Below are 23,716 nucleotides of genomic sequence, written 5' to 3'. Positions count from 1 at the left end.
TGACCACCGAGTGGCGCATCGGAGCGGCGGCGTCAACGGCGGACGCCGAGGCGGTTCATCTTCTCGCTCAAGGTCCGGCGCGGCACCTGCAGGGCCTCTGCGACGGCAGCGATGGAATCGTCGTGGCGGTCAAGTTCGGCCTCGATGAGGTGACGTTCATAGGCCGCAAGCCGTTCGGCCAGGCTGGCGCCGGCAGCGACCGTCTCGCGCTGGCCCAAAATGTCGCCGAGCGAACGCCCGGTGGCGTCCAGGCCCAAGGCAAACCGGTCGGCGGCGGCTTTGAGTTCTCGCACATTGCCGGGCCAGGCATGGGAGAGCAGGGCGTTGATGTCCGCCGGGTGAAGGCCCGGGGCCGGCCGGCCGAAGCGGCGCGCGGCCTCGGCCAGGAAATGATGGAAGAGAATGACGCAATCGTCTCCGCGGTCACGCAGTGGCGGCAGGTCCAGGGTCGCCATGTTCAGCCGGTAGTAAAGATCGGCGCGGAACCGTCCGGCCTGGCTCTCCGCGGCGAGATCGACCTTGGAGGCGGCGATGATCCTGATGTCCAGCGGGATCTGCCGGTTGGAGCCGAGCCGCTCGACCTCTCTTTCCTGGATGACCCGCAAGACCTTGGCCTGGGCCAGGAGGGGCATGGATTCGATTTCGTCGAGCAACAGAGTGCCACCATGGGCGTATTCGAACTTGCCGATGCGCTGCCCGGCGGCGCCGGTAAAGGCGCCCGATTCATGGCCGAATAATTCGCTCTCGATCAGTTCGGCCGGGATGGCGGCGCAGTTGACGGCCACGAAAGGGCCCTTGGCGCGCGGCGAGAAGTCATGAAGGCATCGCGCCACCACTTCCTTGCCGGTGCCGGTCTCGCCCAGGAGGATGATGTCGGCGGGGATGCTGGCCAGTTCGCGCACCGAGCGGCGCAGTTCGACCATGCTGCGCGAGGCGCCCACAAGGCGGGTTTCGAGCTCGGCCTCGCCTCCGTCCAGTCGACGGCGCAGATCGGCCAGTTCGCGCTTGAGGCGGGCCTGTTCGGCGGCGCGCGCGATCGAATTGACCAGTTGGTCCGGAACATAGGGTTTTTGCAGGAAATCGAAGGCGCCGGCGCGCATGGCATCCACCGCCATGGGAACATCGCCATGGCCGGTGATCAGGATGACCTCGGTGGGCAGGCCGCGATCGGCGATGGAGCGCAGCAGGTCAAGGCCGGACAGGCCGGGCATGCGCACATCGGTCAGGACGACATGGGGATGGTGGTCGTCAATGCCGGCCAGCGCGTCTTCGGCATTGGCGGCCGTCGCCGTCTGGAAACCGGACAGGCGCAGCCATTGCTCGAGTGCGGTGCGCACCATGTCTTCGTCGTCGACAATGAGAACGATGGGTTCTGTCATGCTGATGCCCGATTGGCACCGACGGCGAGCGCCGGCAGGGTGATAGTGAAGGTGCTGCCCTGGCCGGGAATGGAGCGGACGGCGATGGTCCCCCCGCTGTCGCGGATGAGCCCATAGGAGATCGCCAGGCCGAGACCCAGGCCCTTTCCTGCCGGCTTGGTGGTAAAGAACGGGTCGAACAATGTGCCCATATCGGCCTCGGCAATGCCGGTGCCGGTGTCCGCGATTGTAATGCGGGCCAGTTGGCCATCGCTGGAGACGCCGATGGAGAGCACGCGCATGGAAGCGTCCTGCATGGCGTCCGCGGCATTGGCGATGAGGTTGATCAGCACCTGTTCGAGATGCACCGGATTGGCCGAGACCCCTACGGGCGGGCGGGGGCGGCGATATTCGACGTCGATGCCGACCTGGCGCAGTCTGTGGTCCGTCAGGTCGAGCGCATTGGCGATGGCCGTGCCGATATCGGCCGTCATGGCGACCTGGGTTTCCTTGCGGGCAAAGGTCTTGAGGTGCCCCGTGAGGGTGGCGAGACGCTCGACCACCTTGTCCATGGCGCCCAGTATGGGGCCGAGCTCGCTGCCCCCACGACGCTGCTCGAGCAGGCGTGCGCTGGCCAGATGCGTCGTCAGTGCGGCCACCGGCTGGCTCACCTCATGGGCCACACCCGCCAGCGCCTGGCCAAGGCTCGCGAGCTTGGCAGCCTGCACCAGGCCCTGCTGGGCGTCGCGTTCCGCCTTCTCCGCACGAACGCGTTCGGCAATCTCGGCGCGCAATTGCTCGTTCATGGCATGCAGGTCTTCGGTGCGCTCGGCGACCCGCTGTTCGAGCCGGTTGTGGTCGGCCAGTCGATGGGCCACCAGCCGCCGTCGCTGCTCGAGCAGCACGATGATGAGGATGAGCGCGGCGCAGGCGAGTGCCGCGGCGCTCGCCATGGTCAGGGCACTGGCATAGATGGGGGCGAGCGGGGTGAAGCTCAGGATACGCCAGCCATGCTTGGGCAGCCGCAATTCCTGCAGCATGAAATAGCCCGCCGTCTCCGGGTCCGACCCGTCTAGCAGCGCGAATTCGCTGCCGCGTGAAAACCAGCGATCGGTGATGATCCCGACATTCTCGATGCCGTTTTCGCCATAGCGCTGCTGGCCGGCTATGGCATCAATCTGCGATCGCGGAATGGTCTGGAGCGGGCGATAGCGCCAATCCGGCCGGGTCGAGAGAATGGTGACGTCGTTGACATCGACGATCCCGAGCAGTTCGCCCGAGCGCCACCAGGTGGCTTCGATCTCTCCCAGATTGACCTTGATGACGGCGACCCCCAGCGGTCCATCGGGGCCATCCACGCGCTGGGACAGAAACAGGCCCGGCACATTGGTGGAGATGCCGAAGGCGTAATATTCGGCCCGGCCGCGTGCCATGGCATCGGCGAAATAGGGGCGGAAGGAATAGTTCGTGCCCACCAGGCTGGTCAGTGTCCACCAATTGCTCGCAGCCACAACGCTGCCACTGTCCGCCATGAGGAAGATTTCGCTGGCGCCGGCCGTTTCGTTGAGCTTGCTGAGAAAGCCGTTTGCCGCCTCGATGGCGGCCGGATCATCCGGGTTGTCGAGGGCCGCACGGGTCTCCCGAGCCTGGGATATGGCAACCGGCAGATAGTGGAAGCGCTCGACAATGGCTTCGAGCGTCCTGTCGAACAGGGCCAGGCGGCGCTGGGCCTGTTCGCCTGACCCGCGCACGGCGGTGCCAAGGGTCACCTCGAACGCCACCCAGAAGACGAGAACAATCAAGGCCAGCGCCGCGGCGATTGCCCAGAGGTGGCGACGGGACAGCCAATTGCGATGGACCGGGCCGATTGGCACGCCTTTCCCTTCCTTTTTGGCAAGAACTTGCCAGCCTTCTGCGGAAGTCGCGGCAAGTTCTTGCCAGATGAGTTAACATGCGGCGGCGAAATTGCATATCTGCCTTGCATTTTTTACGTGGCACGCTGCTTGCAAGGCTGGGAGCGTTCCGGGGGAGCAACTCCGGGTGAACGCAATTTGGGAGGACCACAAAACATGAAGACCATCGTGAAGATTCTTGCCGCAGGCCTGGCCGTGGGTTCAGCACTCAGCGCCATTTCCGTTGTGGCGCAGGACTATCCGACCCAGCCCGTCACCATCGTGGTGCCGTTCTCGGCCGGCGGCCCGACCGACACGGTGACCCGTCTTGTCGCGGCGGCGATGAGCGAGGATCTGGGCCAGCAGGTGGTGGTGCAGAATGTGGGTGGCGCCGGCGGCACACTGGGCGCTGGACAGGTCGCGGCAGCGCCAAACGATGGATATACCCTGCTGCTGCACCATATCGGCATGTCCACCGCCCCGGCGCTCTATGCCAGCCTGCCCTACGATCCGATGACCGATTTCGCGCCCATCGGCCTGGTCACCGAAGTGCCCATGACCATCGTGGCGCGCAAGGACTTCGAACCCGCGACGCTGGAAGACCTGATCGCCTATGTGAAAGAGAATGGTGAAAACGTTACCTATGCCAATGCCGGCATCGGTGCCGCCAGCCAGCTCTGCGGCCTGCTGTTCATGGATGCGATCGACACCAAGATGACGGAAGTGCCCTATCAGGGGACCGGCCCGGCCATGACCGACCTGCTCGGTGGCCAGATCGACATGATGTGCGACCAGACTACCAACACCACGAGCCAGATCCAGGCCGGCGAAATCAAGGCCTATGCCGTCACCACGCCGGAACGCATTGCCGTTCTGCCCGAGGTTCCGACCCTGTCCGAGGGTGGGCTGGACAATTTCAATCTCTCGATCTGGCACGGCCTTTACGCCCCGGCTGGCACCGATCCCGCCATCGTTGAGCGGCTGAGCAAGGCGCTGCAGGCCGCATTGGCCGACGAAACGGTGGGTAACAGCTTTGCCGAACTGGGCACCTATCCGGTTCCCGCCAGCCAGGCGACGCCGGACGCCCTGGCCGAGAAGCTGGAAGGCCAGATCGGTCTCTGGGCCGAGGTGATCGCTGCTGCCGGCGTGTCCGCGCAGTAATTGAGCAATGATGGCTCGCGGCGTCGTTGCCGCGGGCCATCGTCGAGGCCGACACGCCTGGTCCCGACCTGCTCTCGACTCCACCGGTCAAGGGGAGACGGGCACGGGTGAACCAGTTGGATTGCTTGTTCCAGCCCTATGGGGCGGGACAGCGCGTGTGAGGCCTTATTTGCATGATCCGGGGGAGACATGGCACTCAACGCTTCTCGAAACGACCTGGCGGCCGGCGCGATCTTCGTCGCCTTTGGCGCCTATTTTGCCCTTGAGGCAATGCGCTACGAATTTGGCACGCCGTTCCGCATGGGGCCGGGCTTCATGCCCATCGTGCTGGGCGGCATTCTGATAGCGCTGGGCATCGCCGTCGCGGCCAAGGGCATAGGCAAGCCGGACGAGGAGGCGCCACCACCCTGGCCCTGGCGTGGAACGCTGCTGGTGCTGGGCACGGTCATCTTCTTTGCAGCCACCATTCGAGGCCTGGGGTTTATTCCGGTGGTGCTGATTGCCGGCTTTGCCACCGCCATGTCGTCCAGTCGCAACACCGTGCTTTCGGCATTGGTGATCGCGGCCGGGTTGTGCGTGCTGTGCCTGCTCATCTTTGTTGTGGGGCTTGGGATGATCGTCCCGCTCGTCGGCCCGTGGCTTCGGTTCTAGGAGCGCCATGATGGACCTTTTCTCTTCGCTCGGCCTCGGCTTTTCGGTCGCGCTCGATCCGTTCAACATCCTTTACTGCTTCGTGGGCGTGCTGCTGGGCACGCTGGTCGGCGTGCTGCCGGGCATCGGGCCGACGGCGACCATCGCCATGCTGCTGCCGATCACCTTCTCGCTCAATGCCGAGACGGCGCTGATCATGCTGGCGGGCATCTACTATGGCGCGCAATATGGCGGCTCGACCACCGCCATCCTCATCAACCTGCCGGGGGAATCCTCGGCAGCCGTCACCGCGATCGACGGCTACCAGATGGCCCGCAAGGGCCGTGCCGGCCCGGCGCTGGCGGCGGCCGCAATCGGTTCCTTCTTTGCCGGTTCGGTGGCGACCTTCCTCCTCGCCGCCTTCGCGCCGCCGCTGGCCCGAGCCGCGCTCAATTTCGGCGCACCCGAATATTTCTCTCTGATCGTGCTGGGCCTTCTGGTCTCCATCGCCCTGGCGCATGGCTCCATCCTCAAGGCGCTCGGCATGATTGTGCTGGGCCTGCTTTTGGGCATGGTGGGGCAGGACATTTATACCGGCACGCCACGTTTCACCTTCGGGCTCAGGGAATTGTTCGGCGGGCTCAATTTCGTTGCCGTGGCGGTGGGCGTGTTCGGCGTGGCCGAAATCCTACGCAATCTCGAAAACGAGCATGAGCGCGAGGTGGGCGTCAAAGCCGTCAAGAACCTCTGGCTCACCCGCGACGATCTCAGGCGCATCATCATGCCGGTGCTGCGCGGCACGGGGATCGGGTCGATCCTCGGCGTGTTGCCGGGCGGTGGGCATATCCTGTCGTCCTTTGCTTCCTATTCTGCGGAAAAGCGGCTTTCCAGGCATCCGCAGGAGTTTGGCAAGGGCGCCATCGAGGGGGTGGCCGGGCCGGAATCGGCCAACAATGCCGCGGCTCAGACGTCCTTCATTCCGCTCATGACCTTGGGCATTCCCGCCCACCCCGTTATGGCGCTGATGATCGGGGCGTTCATTCTCCAGGGCATCGCGCCGGGGCCCAATGTCATCAACGAGCAGCCCGCGCTGTTCTGGGGCATCATCGCCTCGATGTGGATCGGCAATCTCCTGCTGGTCATCCTCAACCTGCCGCTGGTTGGCCTGTGGGTGAAGATGCTCTCGATCCCCTACCGGGTGCTGTTCCCGGCGATCGTGCTGTTCGCCTGTATTGGCACTTTTTCGATCAACCAGAACATTTACGACATCTATGCCATCGCCTTCTTCGGCATCGTCGGTTACCTGCTCATCCGCTTCGGTTGCGAACCGGCGCCGCTGCTGCTCGGCTTCGTGCTTGGGCCGCTTCTGGAGGAACATTTGCGGCGGGCGATGATCATCTCGCGCGGCGATCCGATGATCTTCCTGCATCGGCCGATTTCCGCAACCCTGCTGGCGCTGGCGCTAAGTGCGGTTCTGGTGGCAGTGCTTCCGGCCATCCGCAAGAAACGCGCGGAGGTGTTTGTCGAGGACGACTGACCGGCATCGGGCTCGTGACAGGCGGAAGTCTCCCTCGGTCCGCACGAAGCCCCCGGCGGCGGCGCTACTCCAAGTGCCGCCGCACGCTTTTCAGCCCCCGGCTGGTGGGTGTTGCCGGGCGATATTCGAGGCCGACCCTGCCCGCATAGCCATTGGCAAAGAGCCAGGCGAGAGACGTCCTGAGGTCGAGCCCGACGGTGCCGGGGTCCTGACGGCCGGGGTGATCGGCGACGTGAACGTGGATGATGCGATCGACGCGGCCGGCGACCACCGCCTGCGGCACCTCGCCCATGACGAGCGAGTGATAGAGGTCATAGACCACGCCGATTTCGGGCCGGCCGACGTCGTCGACAATATCGAGCGCCTCGACGGTCGAGGGCAGGAAATAGCCCTGGTGATCGATCAGCGTGTTGAGTGGTTCGACGCCGAGGCGCACGCCGGAGCCCTCCAGCACATCGGCAGCAGCGGCAAGGCAGGCGGTGAGGGCGGCCCGTTGCTCATGGCGGGACTTTCCGGGCAGGTCATTGCCCGCCTGGGCAATCAGCACTTTCGCGCCGAGGCGATTGGCGATCTCCACGGAGCGTTTCAGGCCCTCGAGGAAGGCGGCCTGATTGGCCCGATCGGTGAGGGCAATCATCGGTTCGGCGACGAAACCGGAGAGGGCAATCCCGGTCTCTGCCAGCGCCGCCTCGATGGCGTCGAGGTCCTTGTTGCTCCACAGCCAGAATTCAACGGCGTCGAGCCCGGCGGCCTTGGCAAGGCGAATGCGGTCGCCAATGTCCTCGGCTTCGTCGGCATAGAGCCATTCGATACAGGCGGAAAGTTGCATCAGCGTGGTCCAATCCTTGAGGCATCGATGGAGGCGGGGCGGCCGGGCAGGTTGAGGGCGCTCCCGCGCGGCGGCGCGGAGGCGATGACCTTGCCGGACTTGATGACCGCGAGGCGGGTGGCCTTGAGACGAATGGCCTCGATCGGATCGGCGGCCTGGAGCAGCACCAGGTCTGCCTTGCAGCCGATATCGAGCCCGTAGCCATCGAGATGCATGATCTTCGCCGGGCCGGTGGTGACGAGTTCGAAGCACTGGCGCATCGCGTCGCGGCTGGTCATATGGCCGACATGCAGGCCCATGGAAGCGACTTCCAGCATGTCGGCCTGGCCCAGCGAATACCAGGGGTCCATGACGCAGTCGTGGCCGAAGGCGCAGGTGATGCCCTGGGTCAGCATCTCGGGGATGCGGGTCATGCCGCGGCGCTTGGGATAGGTGTCGTGCCGGCCCTGGATGCCGATATTGATCAGCGGATTGGCCGTCGCGCTGACTCCGGCCTCGGCCATCAGCGGCAGGAGCTTTGAGACATAGTAATTGTCCATGGAATGCATGGATGTCAGGTGCGAGCCATTGACGCGGCCATTGAGGCCGAGGCGCTGCGTCTCATAGGTCAGGGTCTCGATGTGACGCGAAAGCGGATCGTCGGTCTCGTCGCAATGCAGGTCGACCAACAGGCCGCGCCGGGCGGCGATTTCGCACAGGGCTTTCACGCTGGCTGCACCATCGGCCATGGTGCGCTCGAAATGCGGGATGCCCCCAACCACGTCGACACCCATGTCAAGCGCACGGTCGAGCAAGTCCACCGCGCGTGGGTAGCGGTAATAGCCATCCTGCGGGAAGGCGACCAGTTGCAGGTCGATATAGGGGGCGACCTGTTTCTTGACCGCGAGCAGGGCTTCGACGCCGAGCAGGCGGGTATCGCAGATGTCGACATGCGTGCGGATGGCGAGGAGGCCCTGCGACACGGCCAGGTCACAATAGTCCAGCGCCCGCTGGATGACGGCGTCCTGGGTCAGGAGCGGTTTGAGCTCGCCCCAAATCTGGATGCCTTCGAGTAGGCGGCCGCTTTCATTGTAGCGCGGATGGCCGAGCGAAAGCGTGGCGTCCATGTGGAAGTGGCAGTCGACGAAAGGCGGGCTCACCAATTGTCCCGCGGCATCGATTACCTGGCCGGCCTCTCCGGCCAGCCCAACCTCGACCGCCGCGATGCGCCCCTGCCGGATGCCGATATCCATGCCGGTCCTGCCGTCGGGCAGGGTGGCATTGGTCAGCTTGAGGTCAAACATGGTCGCGTTCCCCCTGTGCCAAACCGGATGGCCAGACATTCGCCGGAACAATGGCCAGAGTCGGGGCGTCGCGCTCAAGAAAAAAGCGCGCCCGGGGGCGCGCCTTCGGAGGATCAGCGGAAGGCCGGGATAACGTGCCGACCGTAATTGGCGATGATTTCTTCCTCGTCGCCGCTGTCGAGATAGATGTTGAACTGGGTAACGCCCGCCGCCTCAAGCTCGTGGAGCTTCTTGATGTGATCCTCGGGCTCGCCCAGCACGCAGAAGCTCTCCACCACGTCGTCGGTGATGAAGTCGAGATAGGGGTTATCGGCCTGGCCGTGCTTGGAATAGTCGTAGCCACGGCGCTTTTCGATATAGCTGGTCAGGCTCGAGGGCACCTTGTCGCTGTCGGCGCCATACTTCTCGACAATGTCGGCCACGTGATTGCCGACCATGGCCGGGAACCACTTCACATGCTCGATGGCGCGCTTCTTGTCGCCGAAATAGGCGGGGGCAGCGGCCATGGAGCGGAAACCCGACATGTCCTTGCCGGCGGCCTTGCCCGCGTCGATGCACTGGTCGGTGAACCATTTGCAGAGGCCCGGATCGGCGATCTGCAGCACGACGCCATCGGCGTGCTCGCCCGCGGTTTTGAGCGCGAGCGGACCATAGGCGGCGATCCAGCTCGGCATCTCGTGGCCCACCGCCCAGGGGAATTTCACCGAGGCGGGGATTTCGCCATAGGTCACTTCCTCGCCGCGCACCATGGCCTTGGCCTTGTCGATGAATTCGGCAACGCGCTTCAAAGTGGCGGGCTTTTTGCCCATGACGCGCATGGAAGAGTCGCCGCGGCCGACGGCGAGGTCGAAACGGCCGCCGGACTGCTTGGAGAGCGAGCCGAAAATTGAGGCAGCCACCGACCAGTCGCGCACATCCGGATTGGTCACCAGCGGTCCGAAGCGCATGTCGGTGGTGTGTTCCATGCACATGGCGATGGCCGCGTAGCAGTCGCGCCAGAGGATGTGGCTGTCATAGAACCAGCAATAGGAAAAGCCGGCATATTCGGCGGCGCGCACCAGATAGCGGGCGCGCTCATGCTCGATAAAGCCCTTGAAGGTAATGCCGAATTCCATAATGTGCCCTCTGCGCTCCCACGCGTATCAGTGGCGCATGACCTCATCGGATCGCTGAGGATCAATCGTCCGGGCCATGCCGCCGAAATTTGACCAGTCGATCAAATTTTTGGGCGGGCGGGGCGCGATTGTCAATCGGGTATTTGTCGGCGCGTCCTATTCGACCGCCTGATCATAGACGATGAGGGCGTCGCCGGCGGCTGGGTCGGCAACCAGGCGGGCGCTCACACCATAGACTTCGCGCAGCAGGGACGGGGTGAGGACGTCGTTCGGCCGGCCCTCGGCCACCAGCCTGCCGCCAGCCAGCACGACGAGATGATCGCAGAAGCGGGCAGCAAGATTGAGATCGTGCAGCGCCAGCATGATGGTCATGCCAGTTGCGGCCTTGCCTTGCAGCAGCGCCAGCAACTGCAATTGTGCGCGAATATCGAGATGGCTGGTGGGTTCGTCGAGCAGCAGCAGGCGCGGCTGCTGGGCCAGCGCGCGGGCGAGGTGCACGCGCTGCTGTTCACCGCCCGAGAGCGTATCGAAACGGCGCGGGCCAAATGAGGCCATGCCGGTTTCCGCGAGCGCCCTGGCGATAATCGCCTGGTCTTCGGGGCTGGGGCCGGATTGCCACGCGGCCTCGAAGGGAATGCGTCCCAGCGCCACAACCTCCTCGACGCTCAGGCGGTCGTCGGTGGTGGCCGACTGCTCGACGAAAGCGACCTGTCGGGCGCGGTCCCGGCGCGCCATTCTCGGCAGGTCGAGGCCGTCGAAATGCGCCGCGCCCGTCGCGGGCGTGAGGCCGAGAATGGCTGCCAAAAGGGTGGACTTGCCAGCGCCATTGGGGCCGATCAAGCCGGTGATCCGGCCGCTGGGCGCCGTGAACCCCACTCCATCGACAATGGCATGGCCGCCGCGGCTGACCGAGAGGTCTCTGACGCTGAGTGCGCTCATGTCACCCCCCGATAGCGCAGCAGCACAATGAGGAAGACCGGCGCACCGACCAGGGCGGTGATGATGCCCACGGGCAGTTCGCGCGGGTCGAACAGGGTGCGGGCGGCGGTGTCGGTGAGGACCATGAACAGGCCGCCGGCCAGCATGACATGTGGCAGCAGGACGCGATGGCGCGACCCCACGGCCAGGCGCACCGCATGGGGCACGACGAGACCGACAAAGCCGATGGCGCCGCCAATGGCAACCATGATGCCGGTGAGCAGGGCGGTGGTGGCCAGCAAGGTCCAGCGCAGGCGCGGAACGTCTATGCCCAATGTCGCGGCGGCCGTGTCGCCGAAGGCGAAGGCGTCGAGTGCCCGCCCCGAGAGCAGAATGACCGGAGCGCAGAGAACAAGCGCGGCCGTGACCAGGGCGGCATCGGACCAGAGCGAGCCGGAGAGGGAACCCATGAGCCAGCTCAGGATTTCCCGGTAGCTGTCGCCGGTGGCCGACCAGAAGATCAGGAAGGATGTCGCGGCGGCGGCCAGCGCCGAGATGCAGATGCCCGCGAGGATGGCGCGGCTTGGCGTTGCGCCGCCAAGCAGCTGCGCGATGAGCAGGGCCAGGGACAGGGCGCCGAGGCTACCGAAAAAGGCGCCGACGGGCATCAGCAGGCCGAGGCCGAGCAGCAGGAACAGCACTGCGCCCAGTGCCGCCCCCGAGGACAGGCCGAGCAGGTAGGGATCGGCCAGCGGATTGCGGGTCAGGGCCTGCATCACCGCGCCCGAGAGGGCAAGACCGGCGCCGACGCAAAGCGCGGTCAACACGCGCGGCAGGCGCAATTCCCAGACGATGGCATCGCGCAGGCGCGAGACCGGGCTTTCGGGGATCGCGCCCAGGTGGTGAATGATGATCGACCAGGCCTCTCCGGCGCTGATATCGGCCGGCCCGAAGGTGACGGCAATGATGCCGGTGACGAGGGTGAGGGCGAAAAGGGCGGCGAGGGAGAGGCGGGTCATGCTGGTATTGCGTGCGCCGGCACCCCCTCCTCAAGCCCACCGGCGGCACGCTCTTTTGCTCCCTCCCCCCTTGAGGGGGAGGGTTGGGGAGGGGGGTGGTTCAGTGAGATGCCGACGGACCCCCACCCTCGGTCCCTCCCCTCAGGGGGGAGGGATGCGATGGGGCCGAGGGTCCGCGTGCCGTGTCTCATTCCCCGAAAGTCAGCCGGGCCAATTGCGCCGCCATGTCGGCCGTGGCTGGCACATTGCGCACCCCGGCCTCGGATGCGGGGAAGGGAATGACCAGGTAGCGCTGGTTGATGACGGCGTCCAACTGGCTGGTAATGGGGTTCTCGGCCAGCAGCTGCTTTTTCTGCTCGGCCGAGTTCCAGGCGGCATCGACCAGCACGATCACGTCGGGATCGGCATCGACGATGGCTTCCCAGGAGGCCGAGGTCCAGCCCTCGTCGACATCAGCGAAGATATTGGCGAGACCCAGCGCTTCCAAAATCATGGCCGGGGCATTGCTACCGGCGCCAACATAGGGGGTCTTGGTACCGGAGGAGTACCAGAGCGCCGTCAGGCCGCGTGTGTCGGGGGCAATTGCCGCCAGGATGGCTCGCTGCTCGGTCACCAGCCCGGCCGCTGCGTCCTCAAAGTCGAAAATGGCGCCCATCTCGGTGATTTCCGCAAAGAGCTGGTCAAAGGTGAGTTTCACCGGCTTGATCGAGCGACAGGCGGCGGGCGCCACATAAGTGGCGACGCCGAGTTGGGCCAGCGTCGGCCGTTCGCCCGCGCCATCGGCAGCAAAATTGCTTTCCCAGCCGCCATAAATGAAGTCCGGCTCGGTCTCGAGCACCACTTCCTGGCTGGGCAGTTTTTCGGATAGCACCGGTAGCCCGGAACCGGCCAGCACCAGGTGTGGCGGCAGCGGTCCATCCTGGAAGCCGACACCGACAATGCGGTCACCCAGCCCCAGCGAGAGCAGCAATTCGGTGGCGGTGGACTTTATGGCGACGACCCGTTCGGGCGCGGCGTCGAGCGTCACCGTCTGCCCGCAATTGTCGAGGCTGAGGGGATAGCTGGTTGCCGCAAAGGCCTGCGTGGGGGCGGTCAGAAGCCCCAGGCCCGAGAGTGCGATAAGGAGGAGACGCATGGGAATTAGTCCTGACGCTGCTTTTTCTTGGTCTTCAGTTCGGCCATGGCCGCCTCATAGCCAAGGCGATAGGCCTCGGCCGAGCCGAAGCGGAACATATCGTCGTCGCCGGTGCGGGTGAGGCTGCGGGCGCCGGGTGTGTCGAGGTCGAGCACAAAGCGCCCAAGCCCGCGCACCACGGCCACCGGAATGCCGGTGGTCTTGCCCTTGACGAGGTCGGCGGCCCCGGCAATCTCGTCGGCGATCACGGCCTGGGTCACGTGCAGCGGGCGGCCATTGGCATCGGCCGCGCCGCGCAGGTCGTCGGTCAATTGCAGGCCAGCCGCGCCGATCGCCATGTCGGTCTGGCCGATGCGCCAGGCGCGGCCGATCGTATCGGTGATGACCAGTCCCAACTCGACACCGAACCTCTCGCGCAGCCCCGCGCAGAGCGCCCGGGCCGAGGCGTCGGGATCGGCCGGCAGCCGCAGCGCCAGGCCTTCGGGTACATTGGACATGTCGATGCCGGCGGCGGCCATGACGAGGCCCTGCCGCGTCTCGACAATCCGGAAAGTGCCGCCGGGATGCACGCGTTCGGCCACCACGCGCACCGTGTCGGCGGCGATGGCCTGTTCGCGTTCAGCTGCGGGCACCTGCATGCCTTCGGCCTTGGAAACGATCTTGGAGGTGACGACGAGAATGTCGCCCGTTTCCAGCGCCAGGTCAGGGTCAGCCGCAGCCTGTGCCGCGATGGCCGCGGCAATCAGGGCAACGAGGTCGTCGCCCTTTTCAATCTCGGGAATGCCGGGAATACCCCAGACGGAGAAACGGGGGGTCACGTCGCCAGCCTCCGCAGCCGCGGCAGGATCTGCCTGGTGTAGAGATCCAGGAACCGGCTCTGGTCGGTACCCGGCGCGTGGAACACCAGGTGGTCAAAGCCGTAGTCCATGTAGGTCTTGATCGCTGCCACATGCTCATCGGGATCGGACGAGACGATCCAGCGCTTGGCGACGCGCTCGATGGGCAGGGCGTCGGCCAGGCGTTCCATCTCTTCGGGGTCCTTGACCGAATGCTTTTCTTCCGCGGATAGCGAGAGCGCCGCCCAGTTGCGGGTGTCGTTCAGTGCCCGGTCGGGATCGGTATCGAAGGAAACCTTGACCTCGATCATGCGCTCGAACGGCTTGTCCTTGAGCTCGCTTTCGGCGCGGCCGGCCTCGACATTGGGCAGCAGCTGATCGAGATAGAGTTCGGCGCCCTTGCCGGAGGTGCAGATGAAGCCATCGCCCGCGCGCCCGGCATATTTGGCATTGAGCGGCCCACCGGCGGCAATGTAGATCGGCACGGGTTCGGCCGGCTTGTCATAGATGGTGGCGCTGACGGTCTTGTAATATTCGCCCTCGAAGCTGACGCGGTCCTCGCTCCAGAGCTGGCGAATGAGGCGTACCGCTTCGCGGAGGCGCGCCGAGCGTTCCTTTAGTTCAGGCCATTCGATGCCGGTCGCCGGGACCTCATTGAGCCCCTCGCCGGTGCCGACGCCGAGGATGACGCGTCCGGGGAACATGGCGCCCATGGTGCCGAAGGCATGGGCCACGACCGTGGGGTGCAGGCGGAAGGTCGGTGTCAGCACCGAGGTGCCAAGGATGATCTTTTCGGTCCGGGCCAGCACGGCCGACATCCAGCCCGGCGCGAAAGGGGCATGGCCATCGGTATGCTTCCAGGGCTGGAAATGGTCGGATACGAAGACCGAGTCAAAGCCAGCCTGTTCGGCCTCAACGGCGAAGCGCAGCAGGTCATTGGGTGCGAACTGCTCCGCCGAAGCCTTGTAGCCAAAGCGCATGGTCGTCCCTCCAGACTGCCGCGTTCGATTTTTGATCGTTTGGTCAAAAAAGGTCGATAGTCAAGCCGCTTCGTGATAAAGCGCGGTGACGACGAAATACCACTCGGGCGAGAGCCTATTCCGATTCTTCCCGGCATGGGGCCGGAACACGAGACGAATGAGACGATGAAAGTCATTTTTGATACCGATCCCGGCATCGACGATGCCATGGCGCTGCTCTATCTCAGCAAGCTGCCGGAAATCGACCTGTTGGGCATCACCACCGTTGTCGGCAATGCCGATATCGCCACGACAACGCGCAATGCGCTGTTTCTGCGCCAACAGTTCGGCCTGTCCGCGCCCGTCGTGAGGGGCGCCGGCAAGACGCTGGATGGCGTGGACAAGGCCGAGCCGGTCATCGTGCATGGCGTCAATGGGCTGGGCGAGATCGAGATCCCGGACGTCGACGAGGCGGGTCTTCATGCCGACGAGGCCAGCCAGTTCATCATCGACATGGTCAGGGCGCATCCGGGAGAGGTGACCATTATCGCGGTGGGCCGCATGACCAATCTGGCCCTGGCGCTGCGGGCCGAACCGGCGGTCGCGCAATTGGCCAAGCAGGTCATCATCATGGGTGGGGCCTTCGGCTATGAAGGCCGCAGTGGCAACATCACCCCGGCGGCCGAAGCCAATATCCATGGCGATCCGGTCGCGGCCGACGAAATCTTCGCCGCCGACTGGCCGGTCGCGGTGGTGGGGCTAGACGTCACCCACGATATCATTCTCGATACCGATTACCTCGCTGCGCTCTCAAACGAAGTGGGCGAAAATGGCGAGCTGCTGCGCCAGATGTGCGACCACTATGCGCGGTTCTACAAGGAGATCATGGGCCTGTCCGGCGTGGTGGGCCATGATCTGCTGGCAGTGACCTATGCATTGCGGCCCGAATGGTTCGAAACGCGGCGTGGTCCTGTCCTGGTCGTCCGCGATGGCGTGGCCGTCGGTCAGACCATCCAGATGCCCGAAACGCGCAAAGGCGGTCATCCCGATTGGGCGGCCCGCCCGGCACAGACGATCTGTACGCGTGTCGATGCAGAAAAAGTTCTGGCGCATTTCCGTGAGACCGTGGGCCGTTAGGCTCGGCCCCTGCCAGATCGCCATGCGCATTCCCCATGCGGGTGATTGCGCAATAGCGGAAACCCCGTAGTGTCTTTTCCCAGTAGGGAGGAGCGGGGCGTGGGCAGCTTCAGGCGCTATGGTGGATTTGGCGAAGGCATGCAGCGTGGTTTCGCGCTGGATGATGCCGTCGCCTTCCGGCGCCTCATGCTGGACCTCTATCAGTGCCGCTGTGCCGTGACGGGGCAGAGCCCGGCTTCGGGTGAGGGCTCCGACACCCTTGAGGTGTTCCTGTTCCAGCCTCTGGGGCATGGCGGCGTGATGCGGCCGGGCAATGCCCTCGTGGTGGAGGCGGCGGTTGCCAGTCTCCTGGGCAAGGGTCTTGTCTGGATCAGCGATGACTATCATGCCTATGCGCCCTATCCCGAGATCACAGGGGCGGCGGCGGGTCAGCCCGCAGACCGATGCGGGCGGCCGCTATCGCTGCCGGAGGACATCGCCCTCTGGCCCGAAAGGTCAATGATCGCCTATCACCGGAGCCTCTTCCGCGCGCAATGAGTCGTGCGCAACCTGCGCTGGCGACTGGAATAATGCTGGCGCGAGGCGCAGATTACCGCTGCTTCCATTCAAGTCCGGTTATTCGACATGCCCTTTCCCGATATCGTCCATCCCGCTCTCGACACCTATGAGAGTGCCGTCACCATGCCTGCCGATTTTGCGGCATTCTGGCGCGAAACGCTGGCTGAGACGCGAGCGACGGGTGGTGCCGTGAACATGGCGCCCGCGGATACCACATTGAAGCTGCTTGAGGTGTTTGACGTCACCTTTCCCGGTTTTGGCGGCCATCCGGTCAAGGGCTGGCTGGTTCTTCCCAAGGCGCGCCAGGGGCGCCTGCCACTCCTGGTCCAATATGTCGGCTATGGCGGCGGTCGGGGCTTTCCGCACGAGCTGCTGCATTGGGCGGCGTCGGGCTTTGCCTATTTCCGCATGGATACAAGGGGCCAGGGTTCGGGGTGGAGCACGGGCGCAACACCCGATCCGGTGGGGTCGACCAGCCAGCTTCCGGGTGTCATGACCAAGGGCATTCTGGACAAGAACGACTATTACTATCGCCGCCTGTTCATCGACGGGGTCCGGGCCATCGACGCACTGATCGGCGAGGACTATGTGGACCCCGACCGGGTGGCCGTCTGCGGCGGATCGCAGGGCGGCGGCATTGCGCTGGCCGTTGCCGGCATCGACGATCGCGTCAAGGCGGTCATGCCGGATGTGCCGTTCCTCTGCGACTTTCCCCGCGCCGTGCGCGTGGCAGGGCGCGACCCTTACGGCGAAATCGCGCGCTTCCTGGCCCAGCACCGCGACAAGAAGGACGTCGTGTTCGAGACGCTGCGCTATTTCGACGGCGTCAATTTTGCCCGCCAGAGCAAGGCCGCGGCGCTGTTCTCGGTCGCCCTGATGGACGACATCTGCCCGCCCTCGACCGTCTATGGTGCCTTCAAGGCCTTTGGCGGCAGCGACAAGACCATCGTGGAATACGAGTTCAACAACCACGAAGGCGGCGGACCCTTCCAGGACCGCCAGCAGATGGCCTGGCTGACCCAGCGCTTCTTCTAGCCCGTCGAACCAGATGTGATCGGGACGAGCCGGAACTTCGGCTCGCGGTGCGCCGTTGCTCGGCCAGCGTCGTCACCCATTCAAATCTGGAGCTGAGACAAATGGCCGACAAGCAACTGGACGATCTGTTCCTCGACACCCTCAAGGACATCTATTTCGCCGAACGGCATATCCTCAAGGCCCTGCCGAAGATGGCCAAGGCCGCGACGTCGGAAGACCTCAAGGCCGGGTTCGAACAGCACCGCGCCGAGACCGAAGTCCATGTGGAACGGCTCGAAAAGGTGTTCGAGCTGTTGGGCAAGAGCCCGCGCGGCAAGACCTGCGATGCCATTCTCGGGATCATCGAGGAAGGCAAGGAGATCATGGACGAGTTCAAGGGGACGCAGGCGCTCGATGCGGGCCTGGTCTCGGCCGCCCAGGCCGTCGAGCACTACGAGATTGCCCGCTACGGCACTCTGGCGACCTGGGCCAAGCAGCTCGGTCACACCGAGGCGCTCAACCTGTTCCTCGAGACCCTGAAGGAAGAAGAAGCTACTGACCAGAAGCTGACCAAGCTGGCCAAGTCTGCTGTCAACCTCAAGGCTGCGGCCTGACCCGGCGCCGGGCCGGTGCACAAGAGCACCGCCATGGCCGAGCAGATCCGGCGGACCGCCTATTTCCTCTGGGAACAGGACGGCCGGCCGGAGGGGCAGGCCATGGCCTATTGGCTGCGTGCCAAGCAGGCACTGATCCGGCAGCTGGCCTATGACCGGTGGCTGGCAGAAGGCACGCCGCCGGATCGCTCGGACCTGCACTGGGTCGAGGCGGAGCGCGAAATTCTGGACAAATGAGAACGGGCCCGAAAGGGCCCGTTTCTATTTTTGGATTGTGCCAGTGGAGGGGGTGGGCCACTCGACCATAGGTCTCGTGGCCTGATCGCCGCCTGCCGCCCTGCGAGCATAGCTCTCCAGGCCTGACCTGCTCAAAACGCTCCACCGGAGCGTTTTGACCGCGCGAGGCGCGGCCGCAGGTCAGTCCTTGGCGCGTTCGACGTAGGAATTGTCTTCGGTCAGGATGACGATGCGGGTGCCGGCGTCGATATGCGGGGGCACCATGACGCGCAGGCCGTTGTTCAGCACGGCAGGCTTGTAGGAGGAGGAAGCCGTCTGGCCCTTCACGACCGGCTCGGTCTCGACGATCTCGAAGGTCATTCGCTGGGGCAGTTCCATGGAGAGCGCGATGCCTTCATGGGTCATCAGGTGCACCTTCATGCCGTCCGCAAGATAGGCCTTCTGATCGCCGATCACGTCGTCCGAGACGGTGATCTGTTCATAGGTCGAGGGCTCCATGAAGTGGTGCCCTTCGCCGTCCGAATAGAGGTAGTCATATTCGCGGTCGTCCACGTCGGCCTTCTCGACCATTTCCACGGTGCGCCAGCGGCCGATGACCTTCACGCCGTCGGAGATGCGGCGCATGGTGACGTTGGTCACCGAATTGCCCTTGCCGGGGTGGACGTTTTCGGCCGTGAGAATGACGTGGAGGTTGCCGTCCTGCTCGACGACATTGCCTTTGCGCAGGGACGAGGCGATGACCTTGACCATATTTCTTCCTTGTTCGTTTCGTTGGCGCGGTCTAGAGGCAGGGCCGTCCGGGCGCCGGAATTCGCGTGCGTGGTGCGCCCGATACAATATTCCGCGCCCTTTCGCCAGACCGGACGGCAAGAAACCAGAGAATGACGGCATCCGACATATCGCCCTGGTGGCATCCCGAACGCCATGCCGATCGGCAGCCGGCCCTGAGGGCGCGGGCGCGGATCGACGCGGCGGTGCGGATGTGGCTGGCGGAGCGCGATTTTCTGGTGGTGGACCCGCCGGGGCTGCAACGCTCCCCGGGCAATGAGACGCATCTGCATGCCTTCGGCACGACCATGACCGGCAATGACGGCCTGGGGCAGGCGATGTATCTCCATACCTCGCCAGAATTCACCATGAAGAAGCTGCTGGCGGCCGGGGAAACCCGCATTGCGAGCCTGCAGCATGTGTGGCGCAACCGCGAGCGCTCGGCGCTGCACCACCCCGAATTCACCATGCTCGAATGGTATCGCGCCAATGCGCCTTATGAGGCGATCATTGCCGATACGCTGGCCATCATCCGGCTGGCGGCCGAGGTGACCGGGATCGATCAATTCACGTTCCGCGGGCGGCGCTGCGATCCACATGCCGAAGCCGAGCGGATCAGCGTGGCCGAGGCATTCCAGCGCTTTGCCGGCATCGATCTCCTGGCCACCATGGATGCCGATGGCGTGCCCGATAGTGCGGCGCTGGCGGCGCAAATGGTGCGCACTGGCATGGCCTTGCCGGACGACCAAAGCTGGAGCTATTTGTTCACCCAGGTTCTGGTCGAAAAGGTCGAGCCGCAACTGGGCAATGGGCGCGTGACCGTGCTCGATCGCTATCCCGCCTGCGAAGCGGCGCTGGCCCGGCGCGTGCCGGGCGATGCGCGGGTCTCCGAGCGGTTCGAGGTCTATGCCTCGGGTGTCGAACTGGCCAATGGCTTCGGTGAATTGACCGACGCGGCAGAGCAGCGCCTGCGCTTCGAGGCGGAGATGGCCGAAAAGCACCGCCTCTATGGTGAGCGCTATCCCATTGACGAGGACTTCCTGGCGGCGCTCGATTTCATGCCCGCGGCCAGCGGAGTGGCGCTGGGTTTTGACCGGCTGGTCATGCTGGCGACCGGCGCGCAACGGATCGAGGTGGTGCTCTGGGCGCCGGTCGCGGAATGAGCGACGCGCTCAAAACGGTCGGTGATCTCGAGGCCAGCGGCCTCGCGCCAGCTCATTCCGGCCTCGACGCAGTGGCCAAGAAATACGCCATCGGCATAACACCCGCCGTACTCGATCTCATCGATCGGTCCGACCCCACCGACCCCATGGCGCGCCAGTTCGTGCCGACGCGCGCCGAGCTCGTGACAACGCCCGACGAGCGCGTCGATCCCATCGGCGATCTTGCGCATTCGCCGGTCACTGGCATCGTGCACCGCTATCCCGACCGGGTGCTGCTCAAGGCGGTGCATGTCTGCCCGGTCTATTGCCGCTTCTGTTTCCGCCGTGAAATGGTGGGGCCGCAGGGGCTGGGAACGCTGACCGGCGACGAGCTCGACGCCGCAATCGCCTATATCGCGGCCCATACCGAAATCTGGGAAGTCATCCTCACCGGCGGCGACCCGCTGGTGCTGTCGCCGCGGCGGCTGCGCGACCTTATGGAGCGGCTGGCCGAGATCGAACATGTCAGGATCGTGCGCTTCCATACCCGCGTGCCGGTGGTGGAGCCGGAACGGATCGATGCGGCGATGGTCGATGCGCTCAAGGCGAGTGGCAAGACGACATATCTGGCCGTGCACGCCAATCACCCGCGTGAGCTGACGCCGGCGGCCAGAGCTGGGTTCGACCTGCTGCTGGCGGGGGGAATTGCGCTGATCAGCCAGACGGTCCTGCTCAGGGGCGTCAATGACAGCGTCGAAACGCTCGCCGAGCTCATGCGCGGCTTCGTCGAAAACCGCATCCGGCCCTATTACCTGCATCACCCTGACCTGGCCCCGGGCACGGGACATTTCCGGGTGAGCATTGCAGAGGGGCAGGCCTTGGTCGCGGCCCTGCGCGGGCGCATTTCCGGCCTCTGCCAGCCGACCTATGTGCTCGACATTCCGGGCGGATACGGCAAGGCGGACATCGGCGCCACAAGTATTGTCGGCTCGGACGGGTGCTTCACCGTGCGCGACTGGCAGGGTGGCGAGCACGCCTATCCACCGAAGGCGCCGGACTAGCCATCGAAGCCGGCATCCACGGCCTCTACCGCCGCCGTTCGCGCACCCTGGTCGTCTTCCGGGCTGGTCTCGGCGGGCAGGGTGCGAACGCGCGGCAGCGTCTGGGGATAGTTCTCCTGGAGGAAGGCGATCATCTTCTCACGCACCTCGCAACGCAGGTCGAAGGCCTTGGGGGCATTGCGGGCGGTCACCAATATCCGCACCTCCAGATTGGCTTCGCGCAGATCGGTGACCTGCACATGGGCAATGTTCCCGTCCCAGTTTGGTGACCCCTCGACGATCTTGCCCAACTGCTGGCGGATGACGTCCACGGGCACCGAATAGTCGAGATAGAGCATGACGGTGCCGATCAGCGCAGCGCCCTCGCGTGTCCAGTTCTGAAACGGCTTCTCCATGAAATAGCTCAGCGGCACGATCAGGCGTCGCCAGTCCCAGATTTTGACCACCACATAGGTGGAGGTAATCTCTTCCACCGTCCCCCACTCGCCTTCGACCAGAAGGGCATCGTCGATCCGAATGGGCTGGGTGATGGCCAGCTGGATGCCTGCAAAGAGATTCTTCAGTACTGGTTGCAGCGCCAGGCCGAGCACGAGGCCAGCGGCGCCGGCCGAAGCCAGGAGGCTGACGCCATATTGGGCCACACCCTCAAAGGTCATGAGAATGGCCGCGATGCCGATGATGACCAGCAGGGTCACCGCAACGCGCTCAAGGATGCGCGACTGGGTCACGTGCTTGCGCGCCAGCAGATTGTCCTCGCTGTCCAGCTTGAACCGCCGCAGATAGAGCGTGAGCCAGATATGAATGGCAGTGCGCGCGGCCATCACACCCAGCACGATGATGCCGATCAGCAGGGCATGTCGAACCCAGGCCGACTGGGCGATGGTCAATGGTGCCACCACGGCGACGATCCAGCAGAGGACGATTGCCAGACCCAGCTTCAGAGGCAGTTCCAGGCGCTTGACCAGCGAGCGCCAGAACAGGTCGCGCTCAGCTGCAAGACGGGTCAGGAAACCGTGCAGCATCTGGCCGCCATAGAGCGCAAGACCAATGGCCAGGCCGAACAGGACCAGACTGATCAGCCATTCGGGCAACCAGCTGAAAAAGGTTGCGGCGGCACGATCCAATTGTGGCATGCAGAGTTCCCTCACGACGTTGACGCTGGATCAACTGCCAGGAGGGCAAGAGGTTTCGCATCGCTGCAGGGTTGGTCGCGGTCGAGGGCGGTGCCAGCAATCGTCGGGGCGCTTGAGGCGCCCCGAACCGGTCAGTCCACCACGCGCGGGTCGACATCCTTGGAATAGTCCACTCCGCCCACGGCAAAACCGAAGAGCTTCATGAATTCTTCGCGGTATTTCGGCAGGTCCGCGAGCTCGGCCAGGTTCTCCGTATCGAGAACCGCCCAGCGCTTCTTGAGCTCGGCCTGCATGGGCTCGGACAGTTCCCAATCGTCGACGCGGATGCGCTTGTCCTCGTCGAGCTGGAGGTGAACCAGCTTGTCGCGGAACAGGCGGTCGATCTGCTGGATTGGCCCTTCGCCCAGGCCCATTTCGTCCTCGACCTTGATGAGCAGGGTGCCATAGAGCGGCACGACCGGAATGGCCGAGCTGGCCTGGGTGACGACAGCCTTGAGGGCGACGACATGGGCGGCGTTTTCGCCATGGGCGGCACGGATAGCGGCTGCTGCGCGGTCGAGATCGCCCTTGGCCTTGCCCAGCGTGCCCTTGTGATAGATCGGCCAGGTCAGCTCGCTGCCCAGATAGGTATAATTGAGCGTGGTGAAGCCTTCGGCCAGCACGCCGGCTTCGGCAAGTGCCGCGATCCAGAGTTCCCAATCCTCGCCGCCCATCACCTTGACGGTGGCGGCGGCCTCTTCCTCGGTCGCGGGCTCGACGGTGACTTCGGAGACTTCGCCGGTGCCGGTGTTGAGGGTCTTGGAGGTCACCTGGCTGCCATAGGGCTTGATGGCCGAGCGATAGGTGACGCCGTCCTTGGGGTCGGTGCGGACCGGCGAGGCCAGCGAATAGACCACCAGGTCCACCTGGCCCAGATTGGCCTTGATGGCTTCGATGGTCTCGGCCTTGACCGCATCGGAGAAAGCATCGCCCTCGATGGTGATCGCCTTGGCGCCGGCGGCGCGGGCACGGTTCTCGAAGGCGCGGTTATTGTACCAGCCTGCGGAGGCGGGCTTGGTTTCCCCGGGTTCGCGCTCAAAGGAGACGCCCACCGTGTCAGCGCCGCTGCCGAAAGTGGTGACGATGCGCGAGGCGAGGCCATAGCCCGTGGAGCAGCCCAGCACCAGCACGCGCTTGCGGTCGGACGGGATGGGGCCCTTGATCACGACATGGTCGATCTGGCGCTGCACATTGACGGCGCAGCCAGTGGGATGGGCGGTGGTGCAGATGAAACCGCGGATCTTGGGTTCGATGATCATGGGATTTTCTCCTCGATTTGTTCAAGGCAATAGCCCGGATGCGGCCGGAGGGCTAGGGGCGGCTTGGGAGTACCCCCAGCCC

General features: G+C 64.7%; 23 protein-coding genes. 10 read left to right on the top strand and 13 right to left on the bottom strand.

Translation table 11 applies throughout. From position 1 onward, the window contains the following. Positions 1-32: 32 nt before the first annotated feature. Both K1X15_RS15345 and K1X15_RS15340 read right to left on the bottom strand, forming a co-directional pair. A complete protein-coding gene (locus K1X15_RS15345; protein WP_220304481.1) occupies positions 33-1,379 on the bottom strand; it encodes a sigma-54-dependent transcriptional regulator in 1,347 nt (448 codons plus the stop codon). Then, positions 1,376-3,232: an ATP-binding protein gene (locus K1X15_RS15340; protein WP_220304480.1), complete on the bottom strand. Its 1,857-nt coding sequence runs from the start codon at positions 3,230-3,232 to the stop codon at positions 1,376-1,378. Before K1X15_RS15340 ends, K1X15_RS15345 begins: the two co-directional genes overlap by 4 nt. A gap of 195 nt (positions 3,233-3,427) precedes the next feature. On the opposite strand from K1X15_RS15340, the gene K1X15_RS15335 reads away from it, so the two are divergent. The 3 genes from K1X15_RS15335 to K1X15_RS15325 all read left to right on the top strand — a co-directional run bounded on the left by K1X15_RS15335 (position 3,428) and on the right by K1X15_RS15325 (position 6,578). After that, positions 3,428-4,411, top strand: coding sequence for a tripartite tricarboxylate transporter substrate-binding protein (locus K1X15_RS15335; RefSeq protein WP_220304479.1), 984 nt, complete (start codon positions 3,428-3,430; stop codon positions 4,409-4,411). A gap of 189 nt (positions 4,412-4,600) precedes the next feature. After that, the gene (locus tag K1X15_RS15330) at positions 4,601-5,062 is read left to right on the top strand and encodes a tripartite tricarboxylate transporter TctB family protein (RefSeq protein ID WP_220304478.1); all 462 of its coding nucleotides are present in this window, start codon (positions 4,601-4,603) and stop codon (positions 5,060-5,062) included. A 10-nt stretch (positions 5,063-5,072) separates the two neighbouring features. Then, positions 5,073-6,578: a tripartite tricarboxylate transporter permease gene (locus K1X15_RS15325; protein WP_220307567.1), complete on the top strand. Its 1,506-nt coding sequence runs from the start codon at positions 5,073-5,075 to the stop codon at positions 6,576-6,578. Positions 6,579-6,642: 64 nt separating this feature from the next. Here the strand turns inward: K1X15_RS15325 and K1X15_RS15320 are convergent, their stop codons facing one another. From K1X15_RS15320 to fgd, 8 genes are all read right to left on the bottom strand, one after another. After that, on the bottom strand, positions 6,643-7,410 hold the full coding sequence (locus tag K1X15_RS15320; protein WP_220307566.1) for a TIM barrel protein: 768 nt from the start codon (positions 7,408-7,410) through the stop codon (positions 6,643-6,645). Further along, on the bottom strand, positions 7,407-8,690 hold the full coding sequence (locus K1X15_RS15315; RefSeq protein ID WP_220304477.1) for an amidohydrolase family protein: 1,284 nt from the start codon (positions 8,688-8,690) through the stop codon (positions 7,407-7,409). Before K1X15_RS15315 ends, K1X15_RS15320 begins: the two co-directional genes overlap by 4 nt. A 113-nt stretch (positions 8,691-8,803) precedes the next feature. Continuing rightward, a complete protein-coding gene (locus tag K1X15_RS15310; protein ID WP_220304476.1) occupies positions 8,804-9,805 on the bottom strand; it encodes a TIGR03842 family LLM class F420-dependent oxidoreductase in 1,002 nt (333 codons plus the stop codon). Between the two features lie 156 nt (positions 9,806-9,961). Continuing rightward, positions 9,962-10,744, bottom strand: a complete 783-nt coding sequence (locus K1X15_RS15305) for an ABC transporter ATP-binding protein (RefSeq protein WP_220304475.1) — start codon at positions 10,742-10,744, stop codon at positions 9,962-9,964. Continuing rightward, positions 10,741-11,742 (bottom strand): iron chelate uptake ABC transporter family permease subunit, encoded by a 1,002-nt coding sequence (locus K1X15_RS15300; RefSeq protein ID WP_220304474.1) that lies wholly within the window; start codon positions 11,740-11,742, stop codon positions 10,741-10,743. The genes K1X15_RS15305 and K1X15_RS15300 overlap by 4 nt, the downstream gene beginning before the upstream one ends. Positions 11,743-11,929: 187 nt before the next feature. Next, a complete protein-coding gene (locus tag K1X15_RS15295; RefSeq protein ID WP_220304473.1) occupies positions 11,930-12,877 on the bottom strand; it encodes a putative F420-0 ABC transporter substrate-binding protein in 948 nt (315 codons plus the stop codon). A gap of 5 nt (positions 12,878-12,882) precedes the next feature. After that, a complete protein-coding gene (gene cofE / locus K1X15_RS15290) occupies positions 12,883-13,695 on the bottom strand; it encodes a coenzyme F420-0:L-glutamate ligase (RefSeq protein ID WP_220304472.1) in 813 nt (270 codons plus the stop codon). After that, positions 13,692-14,693 carry a glucose-6-phosphate dehydrogenase (coenzyme-F420) gene (gene fgd, locus K1X15_RS15285; protein ID WP_220304471.1) on the bottom strand — a complete coding sequence of 334 codons (1,002 nt, stop codon included), beginning with the start codon at positions 14,691-14,693 and terminating at the stop codon, positions 13,692-13,694. The genes cofE and fgd overlap by 4 nt, the downstream gene beginning before the upstream one ends. A gap of 165 nt (positions 14,694-14,858) precedes the next feature. On the opposite strand from fgd, the gene K1X15_RS15280 reads away from it, so the two are divergent. The 5 genes from K1X15_RS15280 (at position 14,859) to K1X15_RS15260 (ending at position 18,232) form a co-directional block, all read left to right on the top strand. Next, the gene (locus K1X15_RS15280; protein WP_220304470.1) at positions 14,859-15,809 is read left to right on the top strand and encodes a nucleoside hydrolase; all 951 of its coding nucleotides are present in this window, start codon (positions 14,859-14,861) and stop codon (positions 15,807-15,809) included. 99 nt (positions 15,810-15,908) lie between these two features. Beyond that, positions 15,909-16,346 carry a hypothetical protein gene (locus K1X15_RS15275; RefSeq protein ID WP_220304469.1) on the top strand — a complete coding sequence of 146 codons (438 nt, stop codon included), beginning with the start codon at positions 15,909-15,911 and terminating at the stop codon, positions 16,344-16,346. Between the two features lie 87 nt (positions 16,347-16,433). Further along, a complete protein-coding gene (locus tag K1X15_RS15270; RefSeq protein WP_220304468.1) occupies positions 16,434-17,402 on the top strand; it encodes an acetylxylan esterase in 969 nt (322 codons plus the stop codon). Positions 17,403-17,503: 101 nt separating this feature from the next. Further along, a complete protein-coding gene (locus tag K1X15_RS15265; protein WP_220304467.1) occupies positions 17,504-17,995 on the top strand; it encodes a YciE/YciF ferroxidase family protein in 492 nt (163 codons plus the stop codon). Positions 17,996-18,028: 33 nt separating this feature from the next. Further along, positions 18,029-18,232, top strand: a complete 204-nt coding sequence (locus K1X15_RS15260) for a DUF2934 domain-containing protein (protein WP_220304466.1) — start codon at positions 18,029-18,031, stop codon at positions 18,230-18,232. Between the two features lie 180 nt (positions 18,233-18,412). On the opposite strand, the gene efp is transcribed toward K1X15_RS15260, so the two are convergent. Continuing rightward, complete coding sequence (gene efp / locus K1X15_RS15255) at positions 18,413-18,982, bottom strand: elongation factor P (protein WP_220304465.1); 570 nt, start codon at positions 18,980-18,982, stop codon at positions 18,413-18,415. A gap of 131 nt (positions 18,983-19,113) precedes the next feature. Between efp and epmA the strand changes: the two genes are divergently transcribed. Both epmA and K1X15_RS15245 read left to right on the top strand, forming a co-directional pair. After that, positions 19,114-20,163: an EF-P lysine aminoacylase EpmA gene (gene epmA, locus K1X15_RS15250; protein WP_220304464.1), complete on the top strand. Its 1,050-nt coding sequence runs from the start codon at positions 19,114-19,116 to the stop codon at positions 20,161-20,163. Then, a complete protein-coding gene (locus K1X15_RS15245; RefSeq protein WP_220304463.1) occupies positions 20,160-21,203 on the top strand; it encodes a lysine-2,3-aminomutase-like protein in 1,044 nt (347 codons plus the stop codon). Before epmA ends, K1X15_RS15245 begins: the two co-directional genes overlap by 4 nt. Here K1X15_RS15245 and K1X15_RS15240 read toward each other — a convergent pair. Next, a complete protein-coding gene (locus tag K1X15_RS15240; protein ID WP_220304462.1) occupies positions 21,200-22,336 on the bottom strand; it encodes a mechanosensitive ion channel family protein in 1,137 nt (378 codons plus the stop codon). The two genes, K1X15_RS15245 and K1X15_RS15240, sit on opposite strands and share 4 nt — an antisense overlap. 131 nt (positions 22,337-22,467) lie before the next feature. After that, on the bottom strand, positions 22,468-23,634 hold the full coding sequence (fabV, locus tag K1X15_RS15235) for an enoyl-ACP reductase FabV (RefSeq protein WP_220304461.1): 1,167 nt from the start codon (positions 23,632-23,634) through the stop codon (positions 22,468-22,470). Positions 23,635-23,716 lie beyond the last annotated feature (82 nt).

This window comes from Devosia salina (assembly GCF_019504385.1).
Taxonomy (GTDB): Bacteria; Pseudomonadota; Alphaproteobacteria; order Rhizobiales; family Devosiaceae; genus Devosia; species Devosia salina.
Note: the sequence above shows the minus strand (reverse complement) of the source record. Positions and strands in the feature narration are given on the sequence as shown.

What these genes read in the sequence shown, in the direction of transcription:
- K1X15_RS15345 (WP_220304481.1), bottom strand. Translation starts at nt 1,379, where the DNA reads ATGACAGAACCCATCGTTCTCATTGTCGACGACGAAGACATGGTGCGC.
- K1X15_RS15335 (WP_220304479.1), top strand. Translation starts at nt 3,428, where the DNA reads ATGAAGACCATCGTGAAGATTCTTGCCGCAGGCCTGGCCGTGGGTTCA.
- K1X15_RS15330 (WP_220304478.1), top strand. Translation starts at nt 4,601, where the DNA reads ATGGCACTCAACGCTTCTCGAAACGACCTGGCGGCCGGCGCGATCTTC.
- K1X15_RS15325 (WP_220307567.1), top strand. Translation starts at nt 5,073, where the DNA reads ATGGACCTTTTCTCTTCGCTCGGCCTCGGCTTTTCGGTCGCGCTCGAT.
- K1X15_RS15315 (WP_220304477.1), bottom strand. Translation starts at nt 8,690, where the DNA reads ATGTTTGACCTCAAGCTGACCAATGCCACCCTGCCCGACGGCAGGACC.
- K1X15_RS15310 (WP_220304476.1), bottom strand. Translation starts at nt 9,805, where the DNA reads ATGGAATTCGGCATTACCTTCAAGGGCTTTATCGAGCATGAGCGCGCC.
- K1X15_RS15305 (WP_220304475.1), bottom strand. Translation starts at nt 10,744, where the DNA reads ATGAGCGCACTCAGCGTCAGAGACCTCTCGGTCAGCCGCGGCGGCCAT.
- K1X15_RS15300 (WP_220304474.1), bottom strand. Translation starts at nt 11,742, where the DNA reads ATGACCCGCCTCTCCCTCGCCGCCCTTTTCGCCCTCACCCTCGTCACC.
- K1X15_RS15295 (WP_220304473.1), bottom strand. Translation starts at nt 12,877, where the DNA reads ATGCGTCTCCTCCTTATCGCACTCTCGGGCCTGGGGCTTCTGACCGCC.
- fgd (WP_220304471.1), bottom strand. Translation starts at nt 14,693, where the DNA reads ATGCGCTTTGGCTACAAGGCTTCGGCGGAGCAGTTCGCACCCAATGAC.
- K1X15_RS15280 (WP_220304470.1), top strand. Translation starts at nt 14,859, where the DNA reads ATGAAAGTCATTTTTGATACCGATCCCGGCATCGACGATGCCATGGCG.
- K1X15_RS15270 (WP_220304468.1), top strand. Translation starts at nt 16,434, where the DNA reads ATGCCCTTTCCCGATATCGTCCATCCCGCTCTCGACACCTATGAGAGT.
- K1X15_RS15265 (WP_220304467.1), top strand. Translation starts at nt 17,504, where the DNA reads ATGGCCGACAAGCAACTGGACGATCTGTTCCTCGACACCCTCAAGGAC.
- K1X15_RS15260 (WP_220304466.1), top strand. Translation starts at nt 18,029, where the DNA reads ATGGCCGAGCAGATCCGGCGGACCGCCTATTTCCTCTGGGAACAGGAC.
- efp (WP_220304465.1), bottom strand. Translation starts at nt 18,982, where the DNA reads ATGGTCAAGGTCATCGCCTCGTCCCTGCGCAAAGGCAATGTCGTCGAG.
- epmA (WP_220304464.1), top strand. Translation starts at nt 19,114, where the DNA reads ATGACGGCATCCGACATATCGCCCTGGTGGCATCCCGAACGCCATGCC.
- K1X15_RS15245 (WP_220304463.1), top strand. Translation starts at nt 20,160, where the DNA reads ATGAGCGACGCGCTCAAAACGGTCGGTGATCTCGAGGCCAGCGGCCTC.
- K1X15_RS15240 (WP_220304462.1), bottom strand. Translation starts at nt 22,336, where the DNA reads ATGCCACAATTGGATCGTGCCGCCGCAACCTTTTTCAGCTGGTTGCCC.
- fabV (WP_220304461.1), bottom strand. Translation starts at nt 23,634, where the DNA reads ATGATCATCGAACCCAAGATCCGCGGTTTCATCTGCACCACCGCCCAT.